This window comes from Candidatus Hydrogenedentota bacterium (genome assembly GCA_035416745.1).
Taxonomy (GTDB): domain Bacteria; phylum Hydrogenedentota; class Hydrogenedentia; order Hydrogenedentales; family SLHB01; genus UBA2224.
This window is the reverse complement of the sequence record DAOLNV010000002.1, coordinates 25120-48585: the sequence shown is the minus strand read 5'-3', so window position 1 is coordinate 48585 and position 23466 is coordinate 25120. Positions and strand designations below refer to the sequence as shown.

Sequence of the window (23466 nt, the reverse complement as noted above, 5' to 3'; positions counted from 1 at the left end):
TCAGGGGCGGCGTTCTCGCCGGCTTCCTTTGCGGCGAGGTCGTGGAAGACGGGGAGGCCTGCACCGAGGTCCCACAGAGCAGCGGCGAGAGGCGGTCCCGAGGGGCTTGAAGTGTTTTGCAGGGCGACTGTCTCGCCCGAGCGGGCTTCCCGGGGGGCGGTGAAGGATGCGGCCGGACGTGCGGTTGCGAAGGATTTCCTTTCGGGCAGGGCATCGCTTCCGTTGCCGGAGACGGCACAGTTCTCAAACTCGAGCGCGGTGTAACCGGAAGGGCCGGATACCGCGGCGCGGCTGTTGCCGCTGATGGTGCAATTGAGGAAGTACAGTGCGTCGACGTTCGGTCCGAGGAGTTGCAGTCCGAGGCGGGCGTTGTTGCGAAAAACGCAGTTTTCGAAGGTGATGTTGCGGCAATTCCCGAGGACGCGGAATCCATAGCCTTCATCGCCTGGATACCAAACGGGCCCGACGCCCACGGGCATGTTTTCGAAGGTGCAGTCGTAGAAGTAATGCCAGGCAATGCCGCCGGCCTCGCCCTGGAGCTGCGAACCCCATTGGTTGCATTCGCGAACGGTATTGCGCGCCCACAGGAAATAGTTCATGACATGGGGGGAGGACAGGGATAGTCCGATCTTGGCGCCTCCGTCGACGGTGTTGTCGGTGACGATGATGTATGAGCCGATGGCTTCGATGCCGCAGAACTTGTAGGCGCCCGAGTGGTCGCTGATGGTGTTGTGCCGTGCGGCGCAATTGCTGCAGCCGCCGATGCTGAGCCAATGGTCGATGGTGTTGTGTTCGATGAGGGACCGGTCGGAGCCGCCCCACACCTCGATTCCGAGCCCCTCGCCTCCCGAACCGTTGACCGTGTTGTATTGGATGATGTTGTCCGTGGAGCCGTTGTCCGTGAAGATGCCGCCTCGTCCGGTGTTTTCGATTGTGCACCGCAGGATCCTGTTGTTGGATGAGCCCCAGGAAAGGCGGATGGCGCCCGCGAAACCGGCTTCGACGCCGATATTCTCGAACCGGCAATCGGCGATTGCGCTTTCGGTGACGCCGTTCTCCCGCGTGGGGTTGATCCCGGCAAAAAGAATGCCGTGTGGACCGAATCCCGCACCTTTGACCAGGTTGCGAACGGTTACGTGGTGGATATTGAGCCGTTTCGAGTTGCTACCTGAGATCCCTTGAGTTGCGTTGGGGTTATCGGCGCCGTCCAGCGTCATGTGGGCAATTTCGACGTCCTTGACGCCGCTCAACCCCATGAAGACGGCGGGCTGTTCGCCCGTGAACCGAAGCATGGTTTTGTCCTGGCCCGCGCCGATGACGCGTACACCGGATTTTGGTGCCAGAGCCCTGTCGACGAGATATATGCCTTCGGGGATGGATACCGTGTCGCCGGGAGAGGAGATCTCGATGGCCTTGGCGATTGCGGCGCCGTTCGTGCCGTCGACTTCTATGACGGCGGCGTAACCGGACAGGCAGACGAATACGCTCGTTATGACGAGAATTGTTCCCATGGCCAAGAGCCCTTCGTTTGATGGGTGCCGGAACCAAGTCGTGGGGCTATCATACCATCCCCTGCGTTCTTGCACCGCAGCCGCAAAGAACGGCGGGCTGGCGCCCGGCGACCCCAGAAGGGCCGCCGCTCGCCTGCGTTCGTCCTTTCGCCTGTTTCTGGCATCGCGGGGCGCGTTTCTCTATCATCGGGGGCGGAAGGGGGGTTTCTAATGCGACGGCGGGATTTCTTGCGCGCCATGGGAATGGGGGCTGCGGCCGTTGCCTTGAATCGCCTCGGGTTTGCCGAAGAACAGGCTCAGAGCCCGCCCAACATGCTGTTCATTTTCGCGGACGACTTTACCTACGAGGCCGTCAACGCGCTGGGTTGCGGCGAAATCCACACGCCGAACCTGAACCGGCTGGTGCGTGGTGGCGTGACCTTTACCCACGCGTACAACATGGGCGCCTGGCAGGGGGCGGTGTGCGTGGCAAGCCGGACCATGCTCAACACGGGCCGGTTCTTGTGGGAAGCGAAAGAGCTCGAAGCCAAACTCGACGGCGAAGCGGCGGCGGGACGTTTGTGGCCGCAGTACTTGAAAGCGGCGGGGTACGACACGTATTTCAGTGGCAAGTGGCACGTCGCGACCAAGCCGGCCGCGGTATTCGACCATGTGATGAGTGAGCGTCCGGGCATGCCGAATCAGACCGACGAGGGTTATGGACGGCCCATCGAGGGGCAGCCGGATGGGTGGAGTCCTTACGACCCTGAGTTCGAGGGCTATTGGAAGGGCGGCAGGCATTGGAGCGAAGTTCTGGCCGACGACGGTGTCGCGTTTCTTGAACAGGCCGCCGGGAGTGACGCCCCGTTCTTCATGTACCTGGCGTTCAACGCGCCGCATGATCCGCGGCAGTCGCCCAAGGAATACGTCGACATGTATCCGCCGGAAAAGATCGCTCTGCCGGGGAATTATATGCCCGAGTATCCATATAAGGATGCGATTGGATGCGGGGAATCGCTTCGGGACGAAAAACTGGCGCCTTTCCCGCGAACCGAGCTCGCCGTAAAGGTTCACCGGCGGGAGTACTATGCGATCATCACGCATATGGACGCGCAGGTCGGGCGCATCCTGGATGCTCTCGAGAAGACGGGCAAGACGGGCAACACCTATATCTTCTTTGCAGCGGACAACGGCCTTGCGCTTGGGCATCACGGGCTGTTGGGCAAGCAGAACATGTACGACCACAGCGTTCGCGTGCCGCTCATCGTCTGCGGGCCGGGCATTCAGAAAGATAAGCGCATTCATGCGGGGGTATATCTCCAGGACATCATGCCGACAACGCTGGAGTTGGCGGAATGCAAGGTTCCCGAGCACGTGCGCTTCAGGAGCTTGATGCCGCTCATCGACGGCCGCCGGAAAGAAAGCTATGACGCCATCTACGGGGCATACATGGACCTTCAGCGGATGGTTACCGCCGGCAACTTCAAGCTGATTTGGTACCCCAAGCTTGAGAAATATCTGCTGTTCAATCTCAGGAAGGATCCCTTGGAGGCGCACGACCTATGCGGGAACGAGCGGTATGCAAGGCGGCTTGAGCAGATGAAGGCGAAGCTGCGGGCGCTCGAGAAGGAAATGGGCGGTCAATTCGCGGGGGGATAAGACGGCCCTTCGTTTGGGGGCCGCGCAATGTCGAGGCGCGTCCCGGTGGTCTTCCTGGGAGCGCGTTCTCTTATGGCCGTTTGGCGCCGTGACGGGGACTTCGGCGTGGCGGCGTGACGCGCGGTCTGCTATCCTTCGAGCGGTCGAGTTTCTGATGAATGGGCTGTGAGCGCAAGGGACCGAATTGGAGGCGTCTATGCACAGGGGAATTCTGGCAGGAACCTGCCTGACTGGAGGGCTGGTGATGGTAATGTTTTCGGCGATGGCTTACGAATTGGAGCACATCGAGCTGGACGCGATCGACATCGGCGGGGAAATGGGGCGTCGTATTGACGTCACCGTGGAGAATAATCTGCTGGCGGTGGATGTCGACAACGACTTCATCAAACCGTTCCAGGAGCGTAACCAGACAGACGGGTTCATCGGACTGGGCATGTTCATTGACGGTCTGACGCGGCTGGCGTTCCATACGGGCAATCCGGCCGCGATTGCACGGAAGGAGCACGTTGTCGCGGCAACCATCGCGACGCAGGAAGACGACGGTTACATCGGTCTGATGAAGCCCGAGGCGCGCATTGCCAGGCTCTGGGACGTTCACGAGATGTCGTACCTCGTGTTGGGGCTCACCAGTGACTATGCCCTGTTCGGAAACAGAGAATCGCTGGGCGCGGCGCAACGGTTAGCGGATTACCTCGTGGGCAAGTTGACGGACAATCCGCCGCCGGGCTGCTTCGAGGGAGATCTCAACGTTGACATGGGCCCGACAGGGCTTGGAGACGCGCTGATGTATTTGTCCGAGCAGTCAGGCGACGCGCGGTACCGCGACTTCTGCATTGATACGCTGAAGATTGGCGAGTGGCGGAAACCAATCGTAAAAGGACGGTGGTGGCCCATCGACGGGCATGTCTATGCGTATATCGACAAATGTCTGCTCCAACTCCGGCTCGACCCGGAGAGGACGCGTCCGGCGTTGCACGAAATGAGCGAAGGCGTTATGCACTTCTTGCTCGCGGGCGAGGGATTGACCATTTCAGGCGCGGTCGGAGATCACGAATGCTGGCACGATACTCAGGCAGGATTGAACAATCTGGGCGAGACCTGCGCGTCGGCATACATGCTGAAGTTCTACGATGAGCTCATGCGCCAGAGCGGCGAGTCCCTGTACGGAGATCTGATGGAACGCACGATTCACAACACGCTGTTCGGCGCGCAGTCGCCCGACGGGCGTCTTCTGCGCTATTACACGCCGTTCGAAGCGCCGCGGGTATTCTTCGACAAGGACACCTATTGCTGTCCCAACAACTACCGCCGGGGGATAGGGGATTTGCCGAAATATGTCGTGTACCGGACTGGTAAAGGGCTGCTTGTGAATCTCTATACGCCATCCACGGTCGAGACGGCGCTGAAAGACGGCACGACGGTCAGGCTGACGCAGGACACGGCGTATCCGTCGGAAGGAACCGTGCGGGTACGCGTTTCGCTTGAGGGGGAAAACGCGTTCGCATTGGGATTTCGGGTTCCCCGCTGGTGCGCGAATGCGTCGGTGAAGGTGAACGGCGAGCCGGCCGGTGCGGATTGCGCGCCGGGAACCGTGTGCACCGTCGAACGTACCTGGAAGAACGGAGATGAGGTGGCACTGTCGTTGCCGATGGCGCTGCGTCTGGTAAAGGGGCGCAGGTCGCAGGTTGGGCGGGTGGCGGTCATGTACGGGCCGCTCGTGTTTGGGCTCAACAAGGCCTATAACGAGGGGATGGGAGAGAGCCAGCCGCGGCTGCTCACTATGAACCCGGACACGCTTGAGGGCCCCTTTGCAGACGATTCCGTGCACCCCGGCGGGCTGGCATGCACGGTGGAAGTGTGGGATCCGGGACAATGGTACCCGGGTCCGGCGTCGCGCAAAGTGACCTTGACGGAGTTTCCCGACCCGGGCATCGAGGGCGCCTATTTTGTGGCGCCGAATCCTGAAGACGCGCGCTTCGTTGACGACGAGTTGTTGGCCGCCGGAAGATAGCTCCTGTTGGGCAAAGATCGCGGAGGGTTAGCCGCAACACATGCGATAAAAATGGGCCGCACTCTATCTGAAGGACATGGGCCTGCTTCGACGAACAACGGCAAACCCCGCGACTCATTTGCAGAGTATGATAGAACCCACGAGATCGTTGGGTTGGCGTTCCCATCCCAGGGCCTCTTTGATGTCAGCCCGAAGGATGCCAGAGGGTGTGACCGGCAGCGTGACGCAGTTGTCGGCCCGGCTTGGTCTGGGCCGGGTAAGTGGATTCGTGTGTCTTGTCATGGCGGCTCCACTTCTATACCTGGGAATCGCGTTGGTTGGCGACGCTACATATGTGTGACTGCTTACCCCGGCTGGTAGGCGGCGAGTGCCTGACCATATGAGTCGATGGGCGGTTCGCCATAGGTCTTGAGGTAGTGTTCATCGAGATACACCGCGAATGTGGTGATATGCCGGATGCCCCTCGAGCCGTAGACGCCCAGGTCCGCTTCCAAAACCTGCTGGGACCATGGCAATTTCACGTGGGGCTCCTTCCACTGTGAAAAGAGCGAGCAGTCCAGCCAGTATTCCAGCGCCTGGGCCGTCTCGGCCGGAAAGACCGCGAGGTTTGCGTCCAGCAAGTCAAGGAGTTTCTCATTTTCATCGACGCCGGGAGCATCGAGAGGCTTGTCAAATCTCCGCCGAATGGGCGCGAACTCGAGGAAGACGCGCGGGCCAGGCTTGACTGTGGCCGGCGGCGCCAGCGTATTTACATACGCGAGATGGGCCAGTTGGGCGCGCTCATCGAACGCTTCGAGAGCCTCAACAACCGCATTCTCGAGGAGAAGCGCCTGATCGCTGTCCGACAGCTCCCGGCACTTGGGACAGCGGCACCATGGTTTGCCATCATCGCCCCAGAAGTAATAACGGCCGGTAGTTGGTCTGAGAAGGTTTCCAACCCGCGCGGCGTTCGCGGCAACGGTTTCCAGAGCGGCGGCCGAGTGCACGCATACGTTTGCGTCGGGGCTTCGCTCGCCCTCATCGGTCATGCGGAATAGCGAGGGGTCCTTATCGAAGAGGTGGCGCGGCAGCAGCTCGGCCATGGCATGCAACTCGTATTCGACGCGGAGACCCAGCTCGCGACACGTATCCAGGAACTCCTGCCCGTCATTAGACTCGACGAACTCGATCAACCGCTTTGGGAAGGGGTGCAGGGCTATGGTCGTCAATCCCGCGCGCTTGGCGCGTTCCGGCCAGTTGCCCAGGGTCAGATCCTGAGGAGTGATGACGACGCCCCGGGTCTTGAAGAAGGGCTGCGCACCCGGCTGGGGATCGTCCTGGATGGATTCGGTCATGGCGCTTCCCCTTTCCTGGTTGTGGGAATAGTATAGCTGCCGAATGGCGTGTTCCGGCAACTATTCCCGCTTGTTTGAAGAGACTGAGTGGAGATATGCGCTTGAGACGCCCGGGCCTCGCAACGCGGGGATTGTCGAACTATCAACGTTCGTGACCTTCACGGCTTCGGGTGACAAGAAAAGCCGCCGCCCTGCTTCGGGGCCGTTTCCCGGTTACGGGGTGAGAGGCGAGAGGTCGCCTGGAGTCAGGATGTCTTTCACGAGGCGGGTCCCTTCTTGGGTGCCGTCGGTTATCCAGAGTTCCTCGCCGTGGATGCCATCATTTGCAGTGAAGAAGATATGGTTGCCAGCCCTTGTCAATTGCCGTGGCCACGAGCCTTGTTTGCCCACGCAGATGCTGAAAATCCTGTCTTCCTCTATTGCCTCGGCTAGAGGGATGAAACGCAATTCAATGTCTTTGTGTTCGCGCGGAGAAGACCGGCCCGCCTCGGAGACGACGACGAGCGTGTCGTCGAGGGCGGCAACTTCATATGCGGGTATCGTGAAGGAGAGTATCAGTTCAACTTGGCCCATAACAACACCGGTGCCCTCAGCCTTACCATCGCTTTTCCAGAGGATGCGCCCTTCCGTGGGATGTTCCGCCGTGAAATAGGCCAATCCGCCAGCCTCACAGAGACTGGCCGGACTCGAGCTTGCAGGGCCGGGGAAGATGTCTCTCACCAACTGCAGTGACCGCGGATCGCAGCGAACGCTGAAGAGTTCCGCGCCATGGCCGGGGACGTCGAGAACGCACAGGAGCACTTCTCCCAACGGAAGAGTTGTGCGATCGGTCTCTTGAGCTCCGAGGGGATGGACGAGCCCGACGAGACCGGCTTCAGAGAGTTCTGGCGGCACTGCGCCGGACACGGGCGTTGCCGCCACGCTTATTTCCTCGGGAATGTTCAAGGCCGATACAGCGTCATTCTGGACGATGAGCGCGAGGCCGTCAGGGTTGTCCTCGATGCGGCAGAGGTTCGCATGCCCATTTTTATCAATAACATAGGCGTAAACGTTGTTGAACAAACGAAAGACATCGGCTATCTGCGCACCGGCTTCCCCAGGATGTGCCGGGCCGTTTGCGGATGATGTGGCCAGAGAATACCGCCACAAGGCTTCCCCGCTCTTGCCGTCGTCGGCTACGAGGAGGAGCGACTCGCCGTCGGGACAAAGACACCGTGGATTGCTTCCTTCGGGACCCTCGTTGATGTCGCAGGCAAGCTGCGTGCCATCGAGGGTGCCGTCGGAGAACCAGAGCTCACAACCATTCGTTTGAGTGCGGGCTGCGAAGAAAACCCGGTTTCCCGACACGGTCAGGCTTGACGGAGCACTGTCCAGCGGGCCAGGCGCAATGTCGCGCACCAGACGCGTACCGTCAGAAGTGCCGTCGCTCACCCATAGTTCTTCGCCCGTCATCTGGTGGTAAACGGTGAAAAAGACACGCTCGCCGACAGCTACAAGGTTGTGCGGCGACGAAGACGGATTCATCCGGATGGGATAGATATCCGCGGCTAACCGGGTGCCTTCGGCAGTGCCGTCAGTAACCCACAGTTCTTCGCCGTGTATGCCGTCGTCGCATGTGAAGAAGAGTCGGTTGCCCAATACGGCAAGGTTATCAGGGCCGGAATCGCCTTCTCCCGGAACGATGTCTTTCAGGATGTGAGTGCCGTCGGCGTTGCCGTCACTCACGAAGATTTCTTCCCCGTACTCGGCGCTGTCCGCGCAAAAGAAAAGCAACCCATTGAACGGCGTGAGCTGCCAAGGGTCGCTGCCCAAGGGACCGGGTTTGAGGTCCGCGACCAAGACGGTGTTCTCGGGACTTCCGTCGGTTCGCCACAGCTCCTTTCCGTGGTTCTCGTCGTGGGCGAGGTAGAATAGCCAGTTCTCTGCCGCGGCGAAATAATGGGGATCGCCGTGTGAAGGCCCCTCAAGATGGTCTCTGAGCAGCTTGGTGCCTTCGGTGGTGCCATCGGTTTTCCAGAGTTCTTTGCCGCAGCGGCCATCATCGGCGCCAAAGTAGAGTTCATCCCGCCACAACGTGAAACTTGTTATTCGCGACGAGCCGGGACCGTCCGCGATGTCCTTCATCAGCCGGGTGCTTTCCCGCGTGCCATCTGAGCGCCACACCTCGCGGCCGTGGCCGTCATCGAACCCCACCAAGATAATACAGTCGCGCAGGGGCGCTATGGCCCCGCTCAGGAAGAGATCTGTGGCGCCGCCAAAATCGGCCAGATCAACGAGTTGCCCTTCCGAAAGGCGGATGAGATGCCCTCCCAAATAGTAGTAAAAGGAGCCGTCGGGTCCGATAGTGGTTCGCTGGGCTTCCGATAGCCTGTTGGGGCCAAATTCGGCTACACGTTCGGCGGTTGCGCTGCCGCGGGGAATACGATAGAGAAACCGGGAAGTGGCGCTGGTCGCGGCTGCCATGTACACATTGCGGGCATCCTGGTCCATAAACTGTGGGTCGACCAGAAAGGTGTCTGTTGCTTCTGTGACTGCCGCAGGTTGGGTTTCGTTCTTGCGCAACACCCAGGGCCAGCGATCTATGCGGGGTCCGACGGCCGAGAAATAGAGACAGTTACCGGCCGCAAGGAATCTTTCAGGGTTGGAACTTCCCTGACCAGGCATCAAGTCGGTGACGAGCGAGCATTCGGCGGCCTTGTTCAGGTCATCCTCGGGTGTGTAGCGCCAGATCTCGCGTCCGTGGATACCGTCGTCGGCTACGAAGTAAAGCGAGTTTTCGAGAACGATCAATTGATCGGGATAAGAGGATGGATTCAGAGACCCTGTGTCTTGTCCGCTTGCGTGCTGCCCCCAGACGATCACGAAACACAGAAGCATACCCGGCCATCCGCCGGGCCACACGGCCGGGGCCAACTGCCGCACCGGGGGCTGGCTACTCCGAAGGTCCGAATAAGAGGATCGCGCCATGTACAGGCGATGCTCCTGCGGCGCGTCCCCAATAAACCGCCGCCTTGACAGGCTCAACTTGCGCGTCTGCAAACGCGCCAGACAACCGCCAGCGAGTATCCGGGAGAGGGCCCTCTTCAAGTTCCAAATCGGTGAAAGGCATTGCCATCTCGACCCGGTGCCCCTTGGCTTCGCCAGATGACACCGCCACTGCATGGCTGTTCTGAGGATACTCCTTGTCTCCCGCCACCTTATGCAACTGAATGGCGTTGCTTTGGTCCACGACGAGTTTCCACGAGATGATCTGATTGGGCTGCGCGTCACATTGCGTCAACAATCGAAGGGTCAATGCAGGATTATCCAGTGGGGTTGGCGAAGCGAGATAGAAATACAACTGGTTCTTGTCCCGGCAGACAGTCAGCGTGGCGCCACTGCCCTCGGACTGCGCGTTGAGCACTCCAGACTCCGGACCAGCGTTCGCTGCTGCTTGCCGCCATATCGTTTCCGTTGCTTGCCCGTCGATCTGCATGGGGGCATCGGACCCCGCGAGGAACGGCACCGTGACCTTGGGAATATCCTTCGCGATAAACAGGTTCTCGACCTCTTCCGCCCAATCCAGATTTCGGGGGATCAATTCGCAATACACCAGTCGAGTGAACAGGCCGGTCGACTCGAGAGCGGCCATGAATTGGCCGGGGGGCTCGTCGGAAACGGTTCTATCCAGAAGAAACGCGCCCTGCCATCGAGAACCATCGAGTGCGCACTCGAATTGCAGTACAGCAGTCATGAGTTCATTCTCACGCACCCATTTTCCGGCGCCTTGGACAGTGCCGTGACGAAATGCCCGGGCCGTCTTGTCTGTGTAGTGGGCCCAATGCCCCAGAAAATCAAATGATTCATCGTTGGGGGAGGCCTGAAGGTAGATAAGATCGGTTCCTTTGCTGGCGAGAACCTGCCACGTTTGCTGTTCCCCGCCGCGAATCATGAGCCAGTGTTCCGCCCAGCGCTCGCTGGTCAGAGTGTCTGTCGTGTTGAACACATAGTGGTCTGATGCAGCGCGGGGACGCGCACCCTCGCCGGGAAGGGAGGAGAACCAGCTCTTCAAGGGGAGTAGACTGGCTATCGCGAGGATAAACGCGGCCGCGGCGAGAATGACCAGAGGACGCTTCATCTTCGCGAGACGCAAACGGAAGGGGGCCCTCTTTGGCGGCCATTTTACTTGAACAATGGTCGAGAGCCTCGCCGATTTCTTCTCCGCGAATTCAGGGCATTCCGACAGCAACTTGAGCGCTGCGCTGGCGTTTTGGGGCCGGTCGTTTGGATTCTGGGCCAGCATTTGCGCCACCGCTTTGCTCAGGGCCGGCGTGATGGCTTCATTGATGTCCGATAGCGGCGGCACAGCGTTCTCGTAAATGCTGCGGATCAACTCCAGCGGCGAATTGGCTTCGTGGGGCGCGTGGCCGCTGGCGGCTTCATAAATGACCGCCCCGGCGGAATAGACGTCCCACGACGGGGTGGGTTCCTTACCTTCCCAGGATTCGGGGGGCGCATAGCGGGGGGTGCCCAGAAAGAGGCACGACGAAGCCATGCTGCTCACGGCGGCTTCGTGGTGGGCGGCGAGGCACTTCGAGAGGCCGAAGTCCGACAGGAGAGCAATGCCTTCCCGGCCAAGTAAAATGTTGCTGGGCTTCACATCCCGATGAATGATGCCTACCTGGTGGCAGCTGGCCAACCCGGCGAGCGCGTCCCCCACCGATTGGAGCGACTGGCTGAGTGTGGCGCGCCGCATCGCTTCCGCATCAGCGAGAGAGCCCCCCTCGACGTAGGTCATGTCGATAACCAGCCTTCCGTCGATGTTGTCGAGGGAATGTATCTGGACGATGTTGGGGTGGTTAAGGCTTGCGACGATACGTGCCTCACGCCGAAACCGTTCTTCGAAAGCACTGCTCGACACGAGGTCGGGGCTCAATACCTTGAGAGCTACGCGCCTTCCGAGGCTGGTGTCTTCGGCAACATAGACTACACCCATCCCACCTCGCCCGATCATATTGTGAATTCGGTACTTCCCGAACAGGGAACCAGGTTCGAGGGTGTTCATATTACATACGTTCCGCGTCCTGCTTCATAGGGTCGAGAGAATGCGACCTCGACACGGACACGCCCTTTCTCCTCGCGGGACCAGGTTCAGACTCGAGATTAAGACTGGGTTCTCATAGAAAAGACCGTTTTGTGCTCTCGTCCATCCGGCCCTGTGGTATTATAACACGTGCCAGAGTTATTCCAGTAACTGAAATATGTCCGGGTGCAAGCTCTTATGTGCCCGAGGCACACCCGCTGGAACCGGCTGCCAGCCGTTAGGAGCGAGACGCGTAATGCAATTGGTGTCGATTGGGGGACGCACGAAGGGGGCCTGCTGGATACTGGGTGAAAGGGGCCTTACTCTTGGCCGCGAGGAAGGCAACGACATCGTGCTGGACGATCCCATTGTTTCGAGAAGGCACTGCCGGTTCCTTCTTGCGGGCGGACAGATTCGTCTCGAAGACTTGGGATGCCGCAATCCGCTGCTTGTCAACGGACTCCCCATGCGAACAGGCGTTCTTGAGACAGGGGACGAGGTGACCATCGGCGGAGAACGGTTTCTTCTGGTGCAGTCCCACCCAGAGACGGATGCGAGGAAGAAGAACGAGCCGCCCTCGGACACCAAGTCCATCGACCTGAGACGCCCCATTTTCCTGGGAGCCGACGGGAGCGTGGACGCGGAACAGGAAAGCCCCCGGACAATTCAGGATCTGTTGGCGCTTCAGCAGATCGTGACGAGGCTTGCCCGGTGCCGCAACCGGGAAGAGTTCACTACGCTGCTCAAACGAGCGCTTAAGGAGCGTTTTCGTCCGCTTGCGTTGTGGATTCTATCAAGTGATGAGCAACAAGGGCTTTTTGTGCTCGATGAGGAGGTGACGAACGCGGAAATCCTTCCCTCGGAAAGCGTTCACATCGCGCTCCGCGAAAAGCGGGGATTTCTCAGCGTCAACCCGCAGAAGACCGGAGATGAGACAGGGGTATCCTTCACGCTTATCACGCCGGTGATCGCAGGCGGCACGATTGTAGGAGCGCTGGTACTACTTACCGGGGTCCCGCATGGCGTGTTTGTGGAAGACGATCTCCGTCTTCTGGTCTTGCTGGGCCAGTCGCTTGGTCCGGTTTTCTGGACCGTGGAAGACATGGAGCAGTTGCGCCGTGATAATGAGTATCTGCGCGCACGGGCGGGCGAAAGCCTATCTCTTGTGGGAAACAGCAAATCCATGCGCCAGGTGCGCCAGCGCATTGGACTCGCGGCGAAGTCCGAGTTGAGCGTCCTTATCACGGGGGAGACCGGCACCGGAAAAGAACTTGCGGCGCGGCTTATCCACCAGCAATCGTCGCGAAAACGGGGGCCCTTTGTCACGGTCAATTGCGCGGCCATTCCCCACGAATTGTTCGAGAGCTTCATGTTCGGTTACGAACGCGGAGCGTTCACGGGCGCGGACCGTTCGTCGCGGGGGTTTCTGGCGGAAGCGCATGGAGGCATTATTTTCCTTGACGAGGTGGGCGACCTCAGTCTTTCCAACCAGGCGCGTATCCTCCGGTCGATCGAATACGGCACGTACCGCCGGCCGGGGGCCGATCAGGATTCGAGGGTGGACGTGCGGGTGGTTTCCGCCACGAACCGTGATCTTCGTGCCGCCGCGCAGCAAGGCGCCTTTCGCGAGGACCTGTTTCACCGTCTTAACGGATTTGAGATCTCGTTGCCGCCCCTTCGCGAGCGGGTTGAGGATATCCCCGAACTGGCGCAGCACTTTTTCGAATTGGCGAAGCAGCAGGCGAAACGCCCCGTCAGGGCGGTGGCGCCTGAGGCGATGGAGATTCTGCAGACTCAGAATTGGACCGGCAATGTCCGCGAGTTGCGCAACTGCATATTGCGGGCAGTGAGTATTGCCCAAGGCGACACCATCCGGGCGGAAGATGCTCTTGATAACCTATCCGGGCCGCGGCGCCGGGAGGAAGGGCAGGATGCCGCCAGCCTGGCTGATATCGAGAAGAAGCACATCGCACATACCATGACCAGGTACGGGGGCAATGTTTCAAAGGCCGCGAAAGCGTTAGGCATCTCGCGCAGCACCCTGTACGAGAAGCTCCGGCTATATGAATTGAATAACGCCGGTTAGACTTCTTTCCTGGCGCCTCTGAGCAGGTTTTCACGTTTCCACCCCTCAAACCTGCGCGGGTCCGCTCCGGCTCTGCCGCTTTGCCGGTTTTTCGACCCTTGCGAAGATGTGAAGGCATTCCAATTTCGATATCGTCCCGAAATCTGCTACAGTGAAGCCATTCAGATTCGACAAACTTTGCAGGAGTATGCCGCATGTCTTCCAAACCGCGTGTAGACCGACGAACCTTCCTCAAAAGCGCCGCGGCGGCAAGTGCGGCGGCTGCGTTTCCCGCGGTCGTGCCATCGACCGTCTTGGCAGCCTCCGGCAACAATGCCCCGAGCAACCGCATCACCCTCGGCCTGATTGGCGCGGGCGGGCGCGGCGTCGACGTCGTGAAGGACTTCCTCAGGCGCGACACGGTCCAGGTGTTGGCGGTCTGCGACGTCGACAAGGCCCATCTCAAGCCCGTTGTCGAGTCGGTCAACCGCCACTACGGCAACTCGGACTGCGCCGGATACGACGATTTTCGTGAAATCACCCGCCGGGACGACATTGACGCCGTACTGATAGCCACGCCGGACCACTGGCACGTCCTCACCGCGCTTGATGCGGTGCGAAATGGCAAGGATGCCTACGTCGAGAAACCTCTGGCCTACTCGATCTACGAAGGCCGGGTATTGAGCGACACGGTTGCCAAGGAAGGACGCATCCTCCAGACCGGCAGCCAGCAGCGTTCCGACGCGCGGTTCCGCCGGGCATGCGAACTCGTGCACAACGGCCGCATCGGCCAGCTTCACACCATCAACGTGGGCATCCCGGCCAACAACAGAACCTGCGAACCTGCCTGGCAGCCGCAGCCCGTGCCCGAAGGCTTCGACTACAACATGTGGCTCGGCCCCGCGCCATGGGCCGAGTACCATGAGCAACGCTGCCACTACACGTTCCGCTTCATTCTCGATTACTCCGGCGGACAGGTCACCAACTTCGGCGCGCATAACCTCGATATCGCCCAATGGGCCCTCGACATGGACGCTTCCGGGCCCATCGAAATCTCCGGCAACGGCGAGTTCCCCCAGTCCGGGCTGTTCACCACTGCCACGAAGGTATACTTCGAGTGCCTTTACGAGAACGGCGTGCGCTTGACGTGCCGCACCGGCCGCTTCGGCATCTACTTCGAAGGCTCCGAAGGCACCATCTGCGTCGATCGCAAAGAAATCCGGGCGGTTCCCGACGATATCCTCGAGAAACCCATCGGAGAGGGCGATGTCCGCCTCTACGAAAGCAGCGACCACGTGGGCAACTTCCTGGACTGCATGCGGACCCGCGAACAACCCATATGCAACGCCGAGGTCGGCCATCGTTCGTCAAGCATCTGCAACCTGGGCAATATCGCCATGGTTTTGGGAAGCGAACAACTCCGCTGGGACCCTGAGAAAGAGGAATTTCCCGGCAATGCCGATGCCAACGGCATGGTCAAACCGTCCATGCGTGAACCATGGGCCCTGTAACTCGACTCATGAGCATCTGTGAAAGGCTGCATACGATGAAACACGCAACACTCGCAATTCTCGCCCTCCTGTGTGCCGCGCCGTTCTCAAACGCCCAGGAAGACGGCCCTTGGATAACCCTTTTCGACGGCGCAACGCTCAACGGCTTCATCAAGCGCGGCGGCACGGCTCCCTACCGCGTCGAGGACGGCGCCATTGTCGGAACCACCGTTCCCGGCACGAACGTAAACGGTAAGCGCGTCTCGGGGACCGACAACACGTTCCTCTGCACCGAACGTCACTACGGAGATTTCATCCTCGAACTCGAGTTCAAAGTCGACCCGGGCATGAATTCCGGCGTGCAAATTCGCAGCAACAGCTTCGAATGGTTTAAGAACGGCCGCGTGCACGGCTATCAGGTCGAGATTGATCCCTCTGATCGCGCGTGGACCGGCGGCATCTACGACGAAGCGCGCCGGGGATGGCTCTTTAACCTCGAAGGAAAAGAAGAAGCCCGAAAAGCGTTCAAGCAGAATGAATGGAACCATTTCCGCATCGAAGCCCGCGGGGAGAACATCAAGACCTGGGTTAACGGCGTCCCCGTCGCCGATCTCGACGATTTCATGACCCAGCGCGGGTTTATCGCGCTCCAGGTGCACGCTTCGAAAGACGACGAAACCAAAGAAATCCGCTGGCGCAACATCCGCATCATCGATCTCGATCGCGCCAACACTCAGCCCGTGCCGTTCACGGGCCAGCGCACGGACGGGGCGGCGCTGCGGTAAGCGGGATGGCTCAATCGCACGTGCGGACGTTCGCGTTGCCCCGGCACGCCGCCCGCCGTTTCGCCCTGTAGAGGAGAATCGGAATGACATTTACGGAAGAACTCAAGTCGGCCGCGCACAAAGTCGGCGCCGACCTCATCGGCATCGCCCCGATTGACAGGTTTGATGGGATTTCGGCCGAACATCATCCCTGCTCGATCTTCCCGGAGACGCACTCGGTCATCGTTCTCGGCAAACGCATAGCGCGGGGCTGCCTGCGCGGCATCGAAGAAGGCACACAGTTCGCTATCTACGCACAGTATGCGCACAACTGGGTGCCGGACCGGTTCCTCGCTCTGACCACGGTCAGCGTTGCCCAGTATCTCGAGGACCACCGTTGGGAAGCCGTCCCCCTCCCTTATCTTCCCGCGCAGGTGCCGCCCATGGGAGTCCCGGTCCGGCCCGATGCCCCCGCTCCCAATGTCACGCTCGATTTCGATGAGGCCGCCGTGCGCGCAGGACTCGGCCGGTTCGGGCTGAGCGGCGCGCTCATGACTCCGCGCTTCGGTCCGCGCCAATGCCTCCAGCTCATCCTGACCGACGCCGTCCTCGACCCTGACCCGCTCTGCGGGAGCGTTGTCTGCGACGAGTGCGGCGAATGCATCCAAGCCTGTCCTCTGGACGCCATGGATTCCGCACAGGCAGACGAGCGCGTCGTCTGCGGCATGGTCATGAAGACGGCGCACATAAACTGGGACGTCTGCCGCGCCTGCAGGAACGGCGCGTTTCCGAACCGCATCCACCCCAGTGGCAACCCGGACCGCACCGCCGCGTTGTGCACGCGCACCTGCGTACATCACCTCGAAGAAGCCGGATTGGCGGGCAACGCGTTCGAGCAGCCCTTCCGCCAGCGCCCCGCATGGCGCATCGACAAGACCGGCACTGCCCGCATCGTGGAGAATTGACTCATGGCGGCACTCACGGCACGGGACGTTAAAGACTTCGCGCTGAAACAGGGCCTCGACCTCGCCGGCGTTGCCAACATTGAGCGGTTCGACGGCGCACCCGAACGCATGCACCCGTCAGCGATCATGCCCAGCGCGAAATCGGTCATCGTCGTGGCCCGGCGCATCCTGCGCGGCAACTGGCGGGGCATTGAAGAGGGCACTTACTGGCCCAACTACACCTACTTCGGCTACCACGGCCTGCTGAACAGTTTCTTCATCCCTAAAGGCGTCTATGAGGCCGCCTGTTTCATCGAGGACCACGGATGGGAGGCCGTGCCGTACTACCCCGGCGTTCCCGAGTCGCAACCACCTGTCGCGCCGGTTCGTCCCGGGGCTGTCGCGCCCGACGTGCATCTCGCGGTCCGAATCGCCGGTATTGCGGCCGGACTTGGCGAGATCGGCTGGTCGAAAGTCTTCCTCACCCGCAGATTCGGGCCGCGGGTCCGGCTCGCGGCCATCATTACCGACGCTGAACTCGAACCCGATCCCCTCGTCGAACCACAATCCATCTGCGACCGCTGCATGGCGTGCGTCCAGGGATGCCCCGATGCCATCCCGCACAAGACCGGCGGCAAAACCGTATCCATCCGGATTGAAGACAAGACCTATGAGTGGGCCGGCGTTCACATGGGGCGTTGCACTCTCTGCTACCATGGAGGCGACCCGCGCGTCTCCCCGTTCATCCACAAGATGTTCCCAGGTTACGAATTCGACGTGCGGAAACAGGAGGTCTCCGAAGAAGCCGCCTACAAGCTCTGCTGGCCGTTTTCGCTCGGGAAATGGCGGCCCACGGAAGAGGATCCCTCCGGGTACATCGTAGAGGGACACGCCCGCATCAAAGAATGGGGGGGAGACGGCAGTTACGGCATCGAGGGGTCGCGCGGCTGTATGCGAAGCTGCTTTGACCACCTCGAACAGACCGGTCAAATCGAACAGACCTTCGAAAACGGCCCCTTCATCAAACGTCCCCGCTGGCTTCTTTCCCACCGCGTGCCCGACCGCCAGAAAAACCATCGGGACTGACCCAAGGAGTTGCGAATCCGAACCGCGCGGCTTGTCCCGCCGGGCGTCCTTGGCCCCGGCACCGTCCATCACGAGGCCGTACGCTGCATCGGGAAGGCGGCCCGGGCCTCAAGGTTAAGATGACAGGATTGAACGTGGCGCCTCCGCCACTTACTATTGGGTAAGGGCGGTATGGAGGCTGCCGGAGAACCCCCTGAATTCAGGAGAAGACCTATGGCTTCCCGCTGGACAAGGCATTCTTATCAAGCTCAGGCGTTCCTGATCATGCTGGGGCTGGCTGTTTCCTCGGCCCCGGTCTGTGCCCTCGACATCGTGCGTGAGGGCACGCCCGTTGCGACCGTCGTGGTGGATGACGCGGCTTCCCCGCAGGTGAAGGAGGCAGCGCAACTTCTCGTGACTTACGTGGAGCGTGCAACGGGGGCGCGGCTGCCGGTGACCAGCGCGTTGCCGCCCGAAGGCGCCGCTATCTGCCTCGGTTCGGGAACGGCTTGGCAGACGCCCGATCAAACCGGTCTCGACGAGGATGGCTTCGATATCGCGTTTCCTGATGCCAATATCATCGCGATCGCCGGCCCCACCGATTGGGGCACCGAATTCGGCGTGTGCGAGTTCCTCGAGCGGTACGTTGGGGTGCGCTGGCTCCTCCCCGGCGAGCACGGCGATGATGTGCCGGTCAGCAGTACTCTTTCTGTTCCCCCCGAGCCTGTCCGGCAGGAACCCGCCGTTTTTTCGCGCCTGTTCAGCGGTTTGGCGGGGGATGCTCAGAGCACGTGGGCGCGGCGCAATCGTATGCACGGGCGGGTGAGCTTCCACCACAATCTCCTCAACCTGTTTCCGCCTGAAACCTATGCGGCGAGCCATCCGGAATTCTTCCCCGTGCACAATGGTGAGCGCTTCCTGCCCCCGAACAACAGCGCCCACGAGTGGCAACCCTGTTATACCGCGCCGGGCATCGTCGATGAAGCGATCAAAAACATCATCGCGTTTTTCGAAGCTCATCCCGACGCGACCTCCTATTCTCTCGGCGCCAACGACAGCAGCGGGTACTGCGAATGTGAGCATTGCCTGGCGCGCATCTCCGGCGAGAAAAACTTCCTTGACCGCGTCGATTACTCGGACCTCTACTACGATTGGGCCAACCAGGTTATTGAAGGCGTTCTCGAACGGTTTCCCGACAAATGGTTCGGGTGCCTGGCTTACAGTGAAGTCGCCGCTCCGCCCGGGAATGTCTCGGTCCATCCCCGGTTGATCCCGTACATGACCTACGACCGCATGAAATGGAAGGACCCGGAACTTCGCGAAACCGGTGAAGCTCTCACGCGCCAATGGCATGCGAAGAGCCCCGTTCTGGGATGGTACGACTACATCTACGGCACGCCTTACTGCCTGCCGCGCGTCTGGTTCCACCACATGGCCGAATACTATCGGTTCGGGTGCGCCACCGGCGTACGGGCCATGTACGCCGAAGCCTATCCCAACTGGGGAGAGGGCCCGAAGCTGTACATCTCTCTCAGACTCCAGTGGGACCCCAACGCGGACGTGGACGCGCTCCTCGACGAGTGGTATGCGCGCTGCGCCGGTGAGGAGGCCGCTCCGTTTCTCAAACAGTACTACGCGCATTGGGAAGATTTCTGGACCCGCCGCGTGCTGGATTCCAAGTGGTTCTCAAAGGGCGGGCAATACCTGTCTTTCTCGACCCCCGGCTATCTCCGCGACATCACTCGCGACGACATCGAGAAGAGCCGGCAATGGCTCGAAGCTGCCGTCGAGAAGGCCCTCACGGAGCCTCAGAAATACCGCACGCGGCTCTTGTTGCAAGCCTTTGAGTATTATGAGGCCTCGGCGTACGCCTTCGATTTCAACGCACCGATCGAGGCGCCGCCCGCCACGCAAGACGAGGTGATGGCGTTGCTGGCATCGGTTGAGCAGCGGTCCGAATACGCTGCCAAACGCCGCCATCTTGCTCTCGAGGTTTTCCCCGCCCACCCGGTCTTGCAGCATCCCCTCACGATGACGCAGTACGAGGCCCTGCAAAACGATGCCATGGGCGCCGCGGGACTCGGCGCGCTCATGCCGTTCTTGGCCGCGGCCGAGAGCCCCGTCCGCCACGAACTGACACGCATCGCCGCGGAAGGCGCTATCCCGCAAGTGAAGGAGCAGGCCTCGATGCTCCTCGAACTCGCAGACAAGAAAGGCGAACTGCTCACCCGCAACGCATCGTTCGAAGAGGGTTCGGGGTCTGTTGCTGAGGGCTGGTCGTGGTGGGTCAAAGACAGCGCCGGCCGCATGGCACGGTCCGAAGCGGTCGCGCATACCGGACAATGCGCCGTCGCCTGCGAGGCAGTGAAACGCGCGGGTCCGGTGCAGACCGTGCCCGCACGGCCCGGCCGTTACGGTCTCTTGTGCTATGTATTCGCTCCCGAGGGCCAGCAGTCGCGGGGCACTGTCGAGTTGTCGTTCACCTTGCGCGACGCCGCCCGAAACAATGTGGCCACGCCATCCACCCGGCTGCCCCTGCAGCCCGGGTCATGGCAGGTCTTCGCGGTCGTGCACCGCATCACCGAACAAGACATGGAACGCGTTGCCGAAATCCTCCCGATTCTTGTCCTGGACGGGTTTGAAGAAGGCGAGACGGTATACTTCGACGACTTGCAGCTCTATCGTCTGGGCGAATAACGTGCTTCTGACATAGCGATGCGGACTGGCCCGGTTGCGGAACCAGCGCCCTCGTTCAAGGTAGCGCGGACGTCTAGCCGACATTCTGAGCCTGCAGACAGTCTGAATTCGCTGCTTTGATTGTGATTTAATGGGGAGGAACACGTGCCTCCATGTGGGAAGGGCCTATCACCGCAGGAAAAGGAGTTGACCGTGCGTAAGTGTTTTTTGCCGGTTCTGGCCGGCTGTGTCGTGGCCACTTCAGCGTTCGCGACGCCACAACCCATCGAATCGTTTGAAGACCCGGAATTCGCGGCCATCCAGCCTGCGGGGTGCGCGGCTGAACGTACGCAAGACCAAGTGTCCGACGGACAATGGTCGCTCAAGGTCGATTTTGCAGGCAGCGAGAACGATACGTGGCCCGGCCTGACGGTCAAACTTCCCGGGGGCGATATCGAGCGAGGAGAGTTGCTGGCCTTCGACGTCTACAACCCCATGCCGGAGCCTGTGGGGTTGAGTTATCGCATTGACCGTACCGATGGCGCAACCGAATTCGGCGGCGAGAACATTCCTGCAAAGGCATGGCAGACCGTTCGCATCTGGCTGGCTTCGGGATTCGATGGGGTGGCGCGGATTGACCGCGTATTTCCGTATATCCGCATGCCGCGCCAGAATTACACGCTGTATTTCGACCATTTCCGCACCGAAACGTCAACCGAACGTTTCCAGCGCATTGCCTACGTGGAACTGGCCCAGCCGCCCGAACCCACGCCGGCGGAGCTGGAATTCGGCGGCTTGGTGTTTGCGCGCGGTCCCCTGGCGCACGTGTTCCAGAATTCGCTGCCTTGGCCCGGCGAACGCATCGACAGCTCGTCGTGCGTGGCGGCGCGGGGCGAAACCGAGCCGCTCACCGTCTCGGTGCATGCGCTGCGCAGCCTCGACGGCCTTACTCTCGAGACGACGGCGCTCGAATGCGAGCAGGGTGCGCTGCCTGCCGATGCTATCCAGGTTGGCCGGGTTCGCTGCCTCGACAAAAAGACCACGTACTCGTCGAACGACTATATCGCGGGGCTGCCCACTTATGTGGAGCCCAGGAACGTGTTCGAAACCCTTCCCGAGGGTACAAGCTGCACATTCTGGCTTTCGGTGCGTGTGCCCGCCGGCGCCGCCGAGGGCGTATACCATTGCGATGCGCTCTTGAAAGCCGGCGGCAGAACCTTCAGCCTGCCGGTAAGGGTCCGGGTATTGCCATTCACGTTGCCGGAGGCCGAAGGCTACTTCATCGGCGAGTATTACCGCGCGTGGGGTTGCGAAAAGGGCGATGCGGGCATCGCGCGCCTGCGGGAAGACCTCCTCGACATGCGAAGCCGCGGCATGACATCCGTTGGATTGTGTTTCGGACTCGACACCGAGAAGACCGTGCTTCAGGACGGAAAGATCGCTCTTGGCTTTGACGGCTCTTCGCAATTCGAGCAGTTCATGAACCTCTATCGGGACTTGGGGTTCCCCATGCCGGTCCTCATACTCGCGGATAGCGGCCAGAGCGTCGCGCTGCAGGCTGGCCCCTGCGGGACGCCCGAGCATGACGCGGCCTATATCGCCTTCTGGCGGGCGATGCAGGACGCGTGCAAGGAAAGAGGCTGGCCGGAATTCATTGTTCAGCCTGTCGACGAGCCGGCCTGGCAGGGTCAGGAAGAAAGAGACCGCAATGTCTATTACCTGAGGCTGCTCAAACAGCTCCCGGGCATGCGCACTGAAATCGACGGCCCGGGCGACGCGTACTTCCACGAACTGGCTGGACCCCATGCCGACGTATGGAATTACAACGGCGCGGTCGCGCCCTTCGACAAACTCGAAGAATACAAGCGCAGCCACATCATCACGCTTTACAATAACGACGTCGAAGGGTACCGGCCCGAAGTGCAACGCTACGTGCTTGGCATCTTCCAGGTTGCCGCGCGCATTAACGGCGCTTACAACTGGGAATACCGCGGCGGAAGCAACGATCTCTACAACGATTTCGACGGCGAGAACGGGGACTTTGTGCACCTCTATCTGCCCCAGGGCGATTCGCTCGGCGGACCTTCCCTCGGATGGGAGGGCGCACGCGAAGGAGTCGACGACCTGCGCTATCTCATCCTTCTTGAGACCTGGATTGCCAAGGCGCGCGAAGCCAGGCCTGATGCGCCCGCCATCCGCGCGGCGGAAGACCTGCTCTCGTATCTGGCCGCGTCCGTCGAAGCCTCTCCTGCGGTTCGTGGATGCGCCAGTTGGACCTTCTCCGCCGCCAAAGACCAAGCCGGCTTCAAAACAAGCGACGCTGAGGCGGACCTGGTTATTGGCGGAGTCCTGAAACAACCCAACGGCTGGTCCCTCCGCGATTATGCCCGCGCGCGGTCGGCAATCGCCTACGCCATCTGCAATCTCATGTTCGCCGTCGACACGAACACCGTATTGGCGGAACCGCAGCTTGCTCGAGGACGCCGTCTCGAGTTCCTGGGCCTGACCCCTTTCCCCGAACAAGCGGCAACCGAGGCCGGCGCGCAACAGGCCGGGCCCGACGCCGAACCGGTATCTCGCGCGGGATTGCTGGAGTTGCGCCAAGGCCCTGCTCTAGCGTTGCCTTTCGACCTGCTTGACCTGGATATCGCGTGGAAAGGGAATTCCGAGCTCTTAAACGGGGCAAAGGTGCATGTTGAGTTGAGTAACGCCCAAGAACCCTCTGTTGAGCCGGTAGTGTTTCCTGCGCCGGCTTCAACGCGGTTTGCGGCGGCGATCCGATTCGATTACGCGCCTCTCGGGGAAAGCACGCTGATCCTGCGCCTGGTCGACGCGAATGGAAACGAAGCGGGGCGCGCTGAACACCGTTTGCGGGTGTTTCCCGCGCTATGACCCGGACTGCGAAG

Annotated in this window: 14 protein-coding genes; 9 read left to right on the top strand and 5 right to left on the bottom strand. The window is 60.8% G+C overall.

The window, feature by feature from the left end; genetic code table 11:
• Nucleotides 1–1511: right-handed parallel beta-helix repeat-containing protein (locus tag PLJ71_01365; GenBank protein ID HQM47300.1), on the bottom strand; the 1511-nt coding region annotated here is incomplete at its 3' end.
• Between the two features lie 210 nt (nucleotides 1512–1721).
• Here PLJ71_01365 and PLJ71_01360 point away from each other — a divergent pair.
• Both PLJ71_01360 and PLJ71_01355 read left to right on the top strand, forming a co-directional pair.
• Entirely contained in the window at nucleotides 1722–3149 is a 1428-nt protein-coding gene (locus PLJ71_01360; protein HQM47299.1) for a sulfatase-like hydrolase/transferase, read from the top strand.
• Nucleotides 3150–3345: 196 nt separating this feature from the next.
• Nucleotides 3346–5160 (top strand): glycoside hydrolase family 127 protein, encoded by a 1815-nt coding sequence (locus PLJ71_01355; GenBank protein HQM47298.1) that lies wholly within the window; start codon nucleotides 3346–3348, stop codon nucleotides 5158–5160.
• Nucleotides 5161–5274: 114 nt separating this feature from the next.
• Here the strand turns inward: PLJ71_01355 and PLJ71_01350 are convergent, their stop codons facing one another.
• From PLJ71_01350 to PLJ71_01335, 4 genes are all read right to left on the bottom strand, one after another.
• Nucleotides 5275–5442, bottom strand: a complete 168-nt coding sequence (locus PLJ71_01350; GenBank protein HQM47297.1) for a hypothetical protein — start codon at nucleotides 5440–5442, stop codon at nucleotides 5275–5277.
• Nucleotides 5443–5504: 62 nt separating this feature from the next.
• Nucleotides 5505–6494, bottom strand: coding sequence for a DUF4838 domain-containing protein (locus PLJ71_01345; protein ID HQM47296.1), 990 nt, complete (start codon nucleotides 6492–6494; stop codon nucleotides 5505–5507).
• A 213-nt stretch (nucleotides 6495–6707) separates the two neighbouring features.
• A complete protein-coding gene (locus tag PLJ71_01340; GenBank protein ID HQM47295.1) occupies nucleotides 6708–9461 on the bottom strand; it encodes a hypothetical protein in 2754 nt (917 codons plus the stop codon).
• Entirely contained in the window at nucleotides 9427–11538 is a 2112-nt protein-coding gene (locus PLJ71_01335; GenBank protein HQM47294.1) for a serine/threonine-protein kinase, read from the bottom strand. Before PLJ71_01335 ends, PLJ71_01340 begins: the two co-directional genes overlap by 35 nt.
• Nucleotides 11539–11812: 274 nt before the next feature.
• Here PLJ71_01335 and PLJ71_01330 point away from each other — a divergent pair, with 274 nt between their 5' ends.
• From PLJ71_01330 to PLJ71_01300, 7 genes are all read left to right on the top strand, one after another.
• The gene (locus tag PLJ71_01330; GenBank protein ID HQM47293.1) at nucleotides 11813–13642 is read left to right on the top strand and encodes a sigma 54-interacting transcriptional regulator; all 1830 of its coding nucleotides are present in this window, start codon (nucleotides 11813–11815) and stop codon (nucleotides 13640–13642) included.
• Nucleotides 13643–13836: 194 nt separating this feature from the next.
• On the top strand, nucleotides 13837–15132 hold the full coding sequence (locus tag PLJ71_01325; GenBank protein HQM47292.1) for a Gfo/Idh/MocA family oxidoreductase: 1296 nt from the start codon (nucleotides 13837–13839) through the stop codon (nucleotides 15130–15132).
• Between the two features lie 35 nt (nucleotides 15133–15167).
• A complete protein-coding gene (locus PLJ71_01320; GenBank protein HQM47291.1) occupies nucleotides 15168–15896 on the top strand; it encodes a DUF1080 domain-containing protein in 729 nt (242 codons plus the stop codon).
• An 83-nt stretch (nucleotides 15897–15979) separates the two neighbouring features.
• A complete protein-coding gene (locus PLJ71_01315) occupies nucleotides 15980–16840 on the top strand; it encodes a hypothetical protein (protein HQM47290.1) in 861 nt (286 codons plus the stop codon).
• Between the two features lie 3 nt (nucleotides 16841–16843).
• Nucleotides 16844–17905: a hypothetical protein gene (locus PLJ71_01310; GenBank protein ID HQM47289.1), complete on the top strand. Its 1062-nt coding sequence runs from the start codon at nucleotides 16844–16846 to the stop codon at nucleotides 17903–17905.
• Between the two features lie 213 nt (nucleotides 17906–18118).
• Complete coding sequence (locus tag PLJ71_01305) at nucleotides 18119–20581, top strand: DUF4838 domain-containing protein (GenBank protein HQM47288.1); 2463 nt, start codon at nucleotides 18119–18121, stop codon at nucleotides 20579–20581.
• Nucleotides 20582–20773: 192 nt separating this feature from the next.
• On the top strand, nucleotides 20774–23452 hold the full coding sequence (locus PLJ71_01300) for a hypothetical protein (protein ID HQM47287.1): 2679 nt from the start codon (nucleotides 20774–20776) through the stop codon (nucleotides 23450–23452).
• Nucleotides 23453–23466: the final 14 nt, after the last annotated feature.

Bases quoted from the DNA above. Each gene is read 5' to 3' on its own strand.
- PLJ71_01360 (HQM47299.1), top strand. From the start codon at position 1,722: ATGCGACGGCGGGATTTCTTGCGCGCCATGGGAATGGGGGCTGCGGCC.
- PLJ71_01355 (HQM47298.1), top strand. From the start codon at position 3,346: ATGCACAGGGGAATTCTGGCAGGAACCTGCCTGACTGGAGGGCTGGTG.
- PLJ71_01350 (HQM47297.1), bottom strand. From the start codon at position 5,442: ATGACAAGACACACGAATCCACTTACCCGGCCCAGACCAAGCCGGGCC.
- PLJ71_01345 (HQM47296.1), bottom strand. From the start codon at position 6,494: ATGACCGAATCCATCCAGGACGATCCCCAGCCGGGTGCGCAGCCCTTC.
- PLJ71_01340 (HQM47295.1), bottom strand. From the start codon at position 9,461: ATGGCGCGATCCTCTTATTCGGACCTTCGGAGTAGCCAGCCCCCGGTG.
- PLJ71_01335 (HQM47294.1), bottom strand. From the start codon at position 11,538: ATGAACACCCTCGAACCTGGTTCCCTGTTCGGGAAGTACCGAATTCAC.
- PLJ71_01330 (HQM47293.1), top strand. From the start codon at position 11,813: ATGCAATTGGTGTCGATTGGGGGACGCACGAAGGGGGCCTGCTGGATA.
- PLJ71_01325 (HQM47292.1), top strand. From the start codon at position 13,837: ATGTCTTCCAAACCGCGTGTAGACCGACGAACCTTCCTCAAAAGCGCC.
- PLJ71_01320 (HQM47291.1), top strand. From the start codon at position 15,168: ATGAAACACGCAACACTCGCAATTCTCGCCCTCCTGTGTGCCGCGCCG.
- PLJ71_01315 (HQM47290.1), top strand. From the start codon at position 15,980: ATGACATTTACGGAAGAACTCAAGTCGGCCGCGCACAAAGTCGGCGCC.
- PLJ71_01310 (HQM47289.1), top strand. From the start codon at position 16,844: ATGGCGGCACTCACGGCACGGGACGTTAAAGACTTCGCGCTGAAACAG.
- PLJ71_01305 (HQM47288.1), top strand. From the start codon at position 18,119: ATGGCTTCCCGCTGGACAAGGCATTCTTATCAAGCTCAGGCGTTCCTG.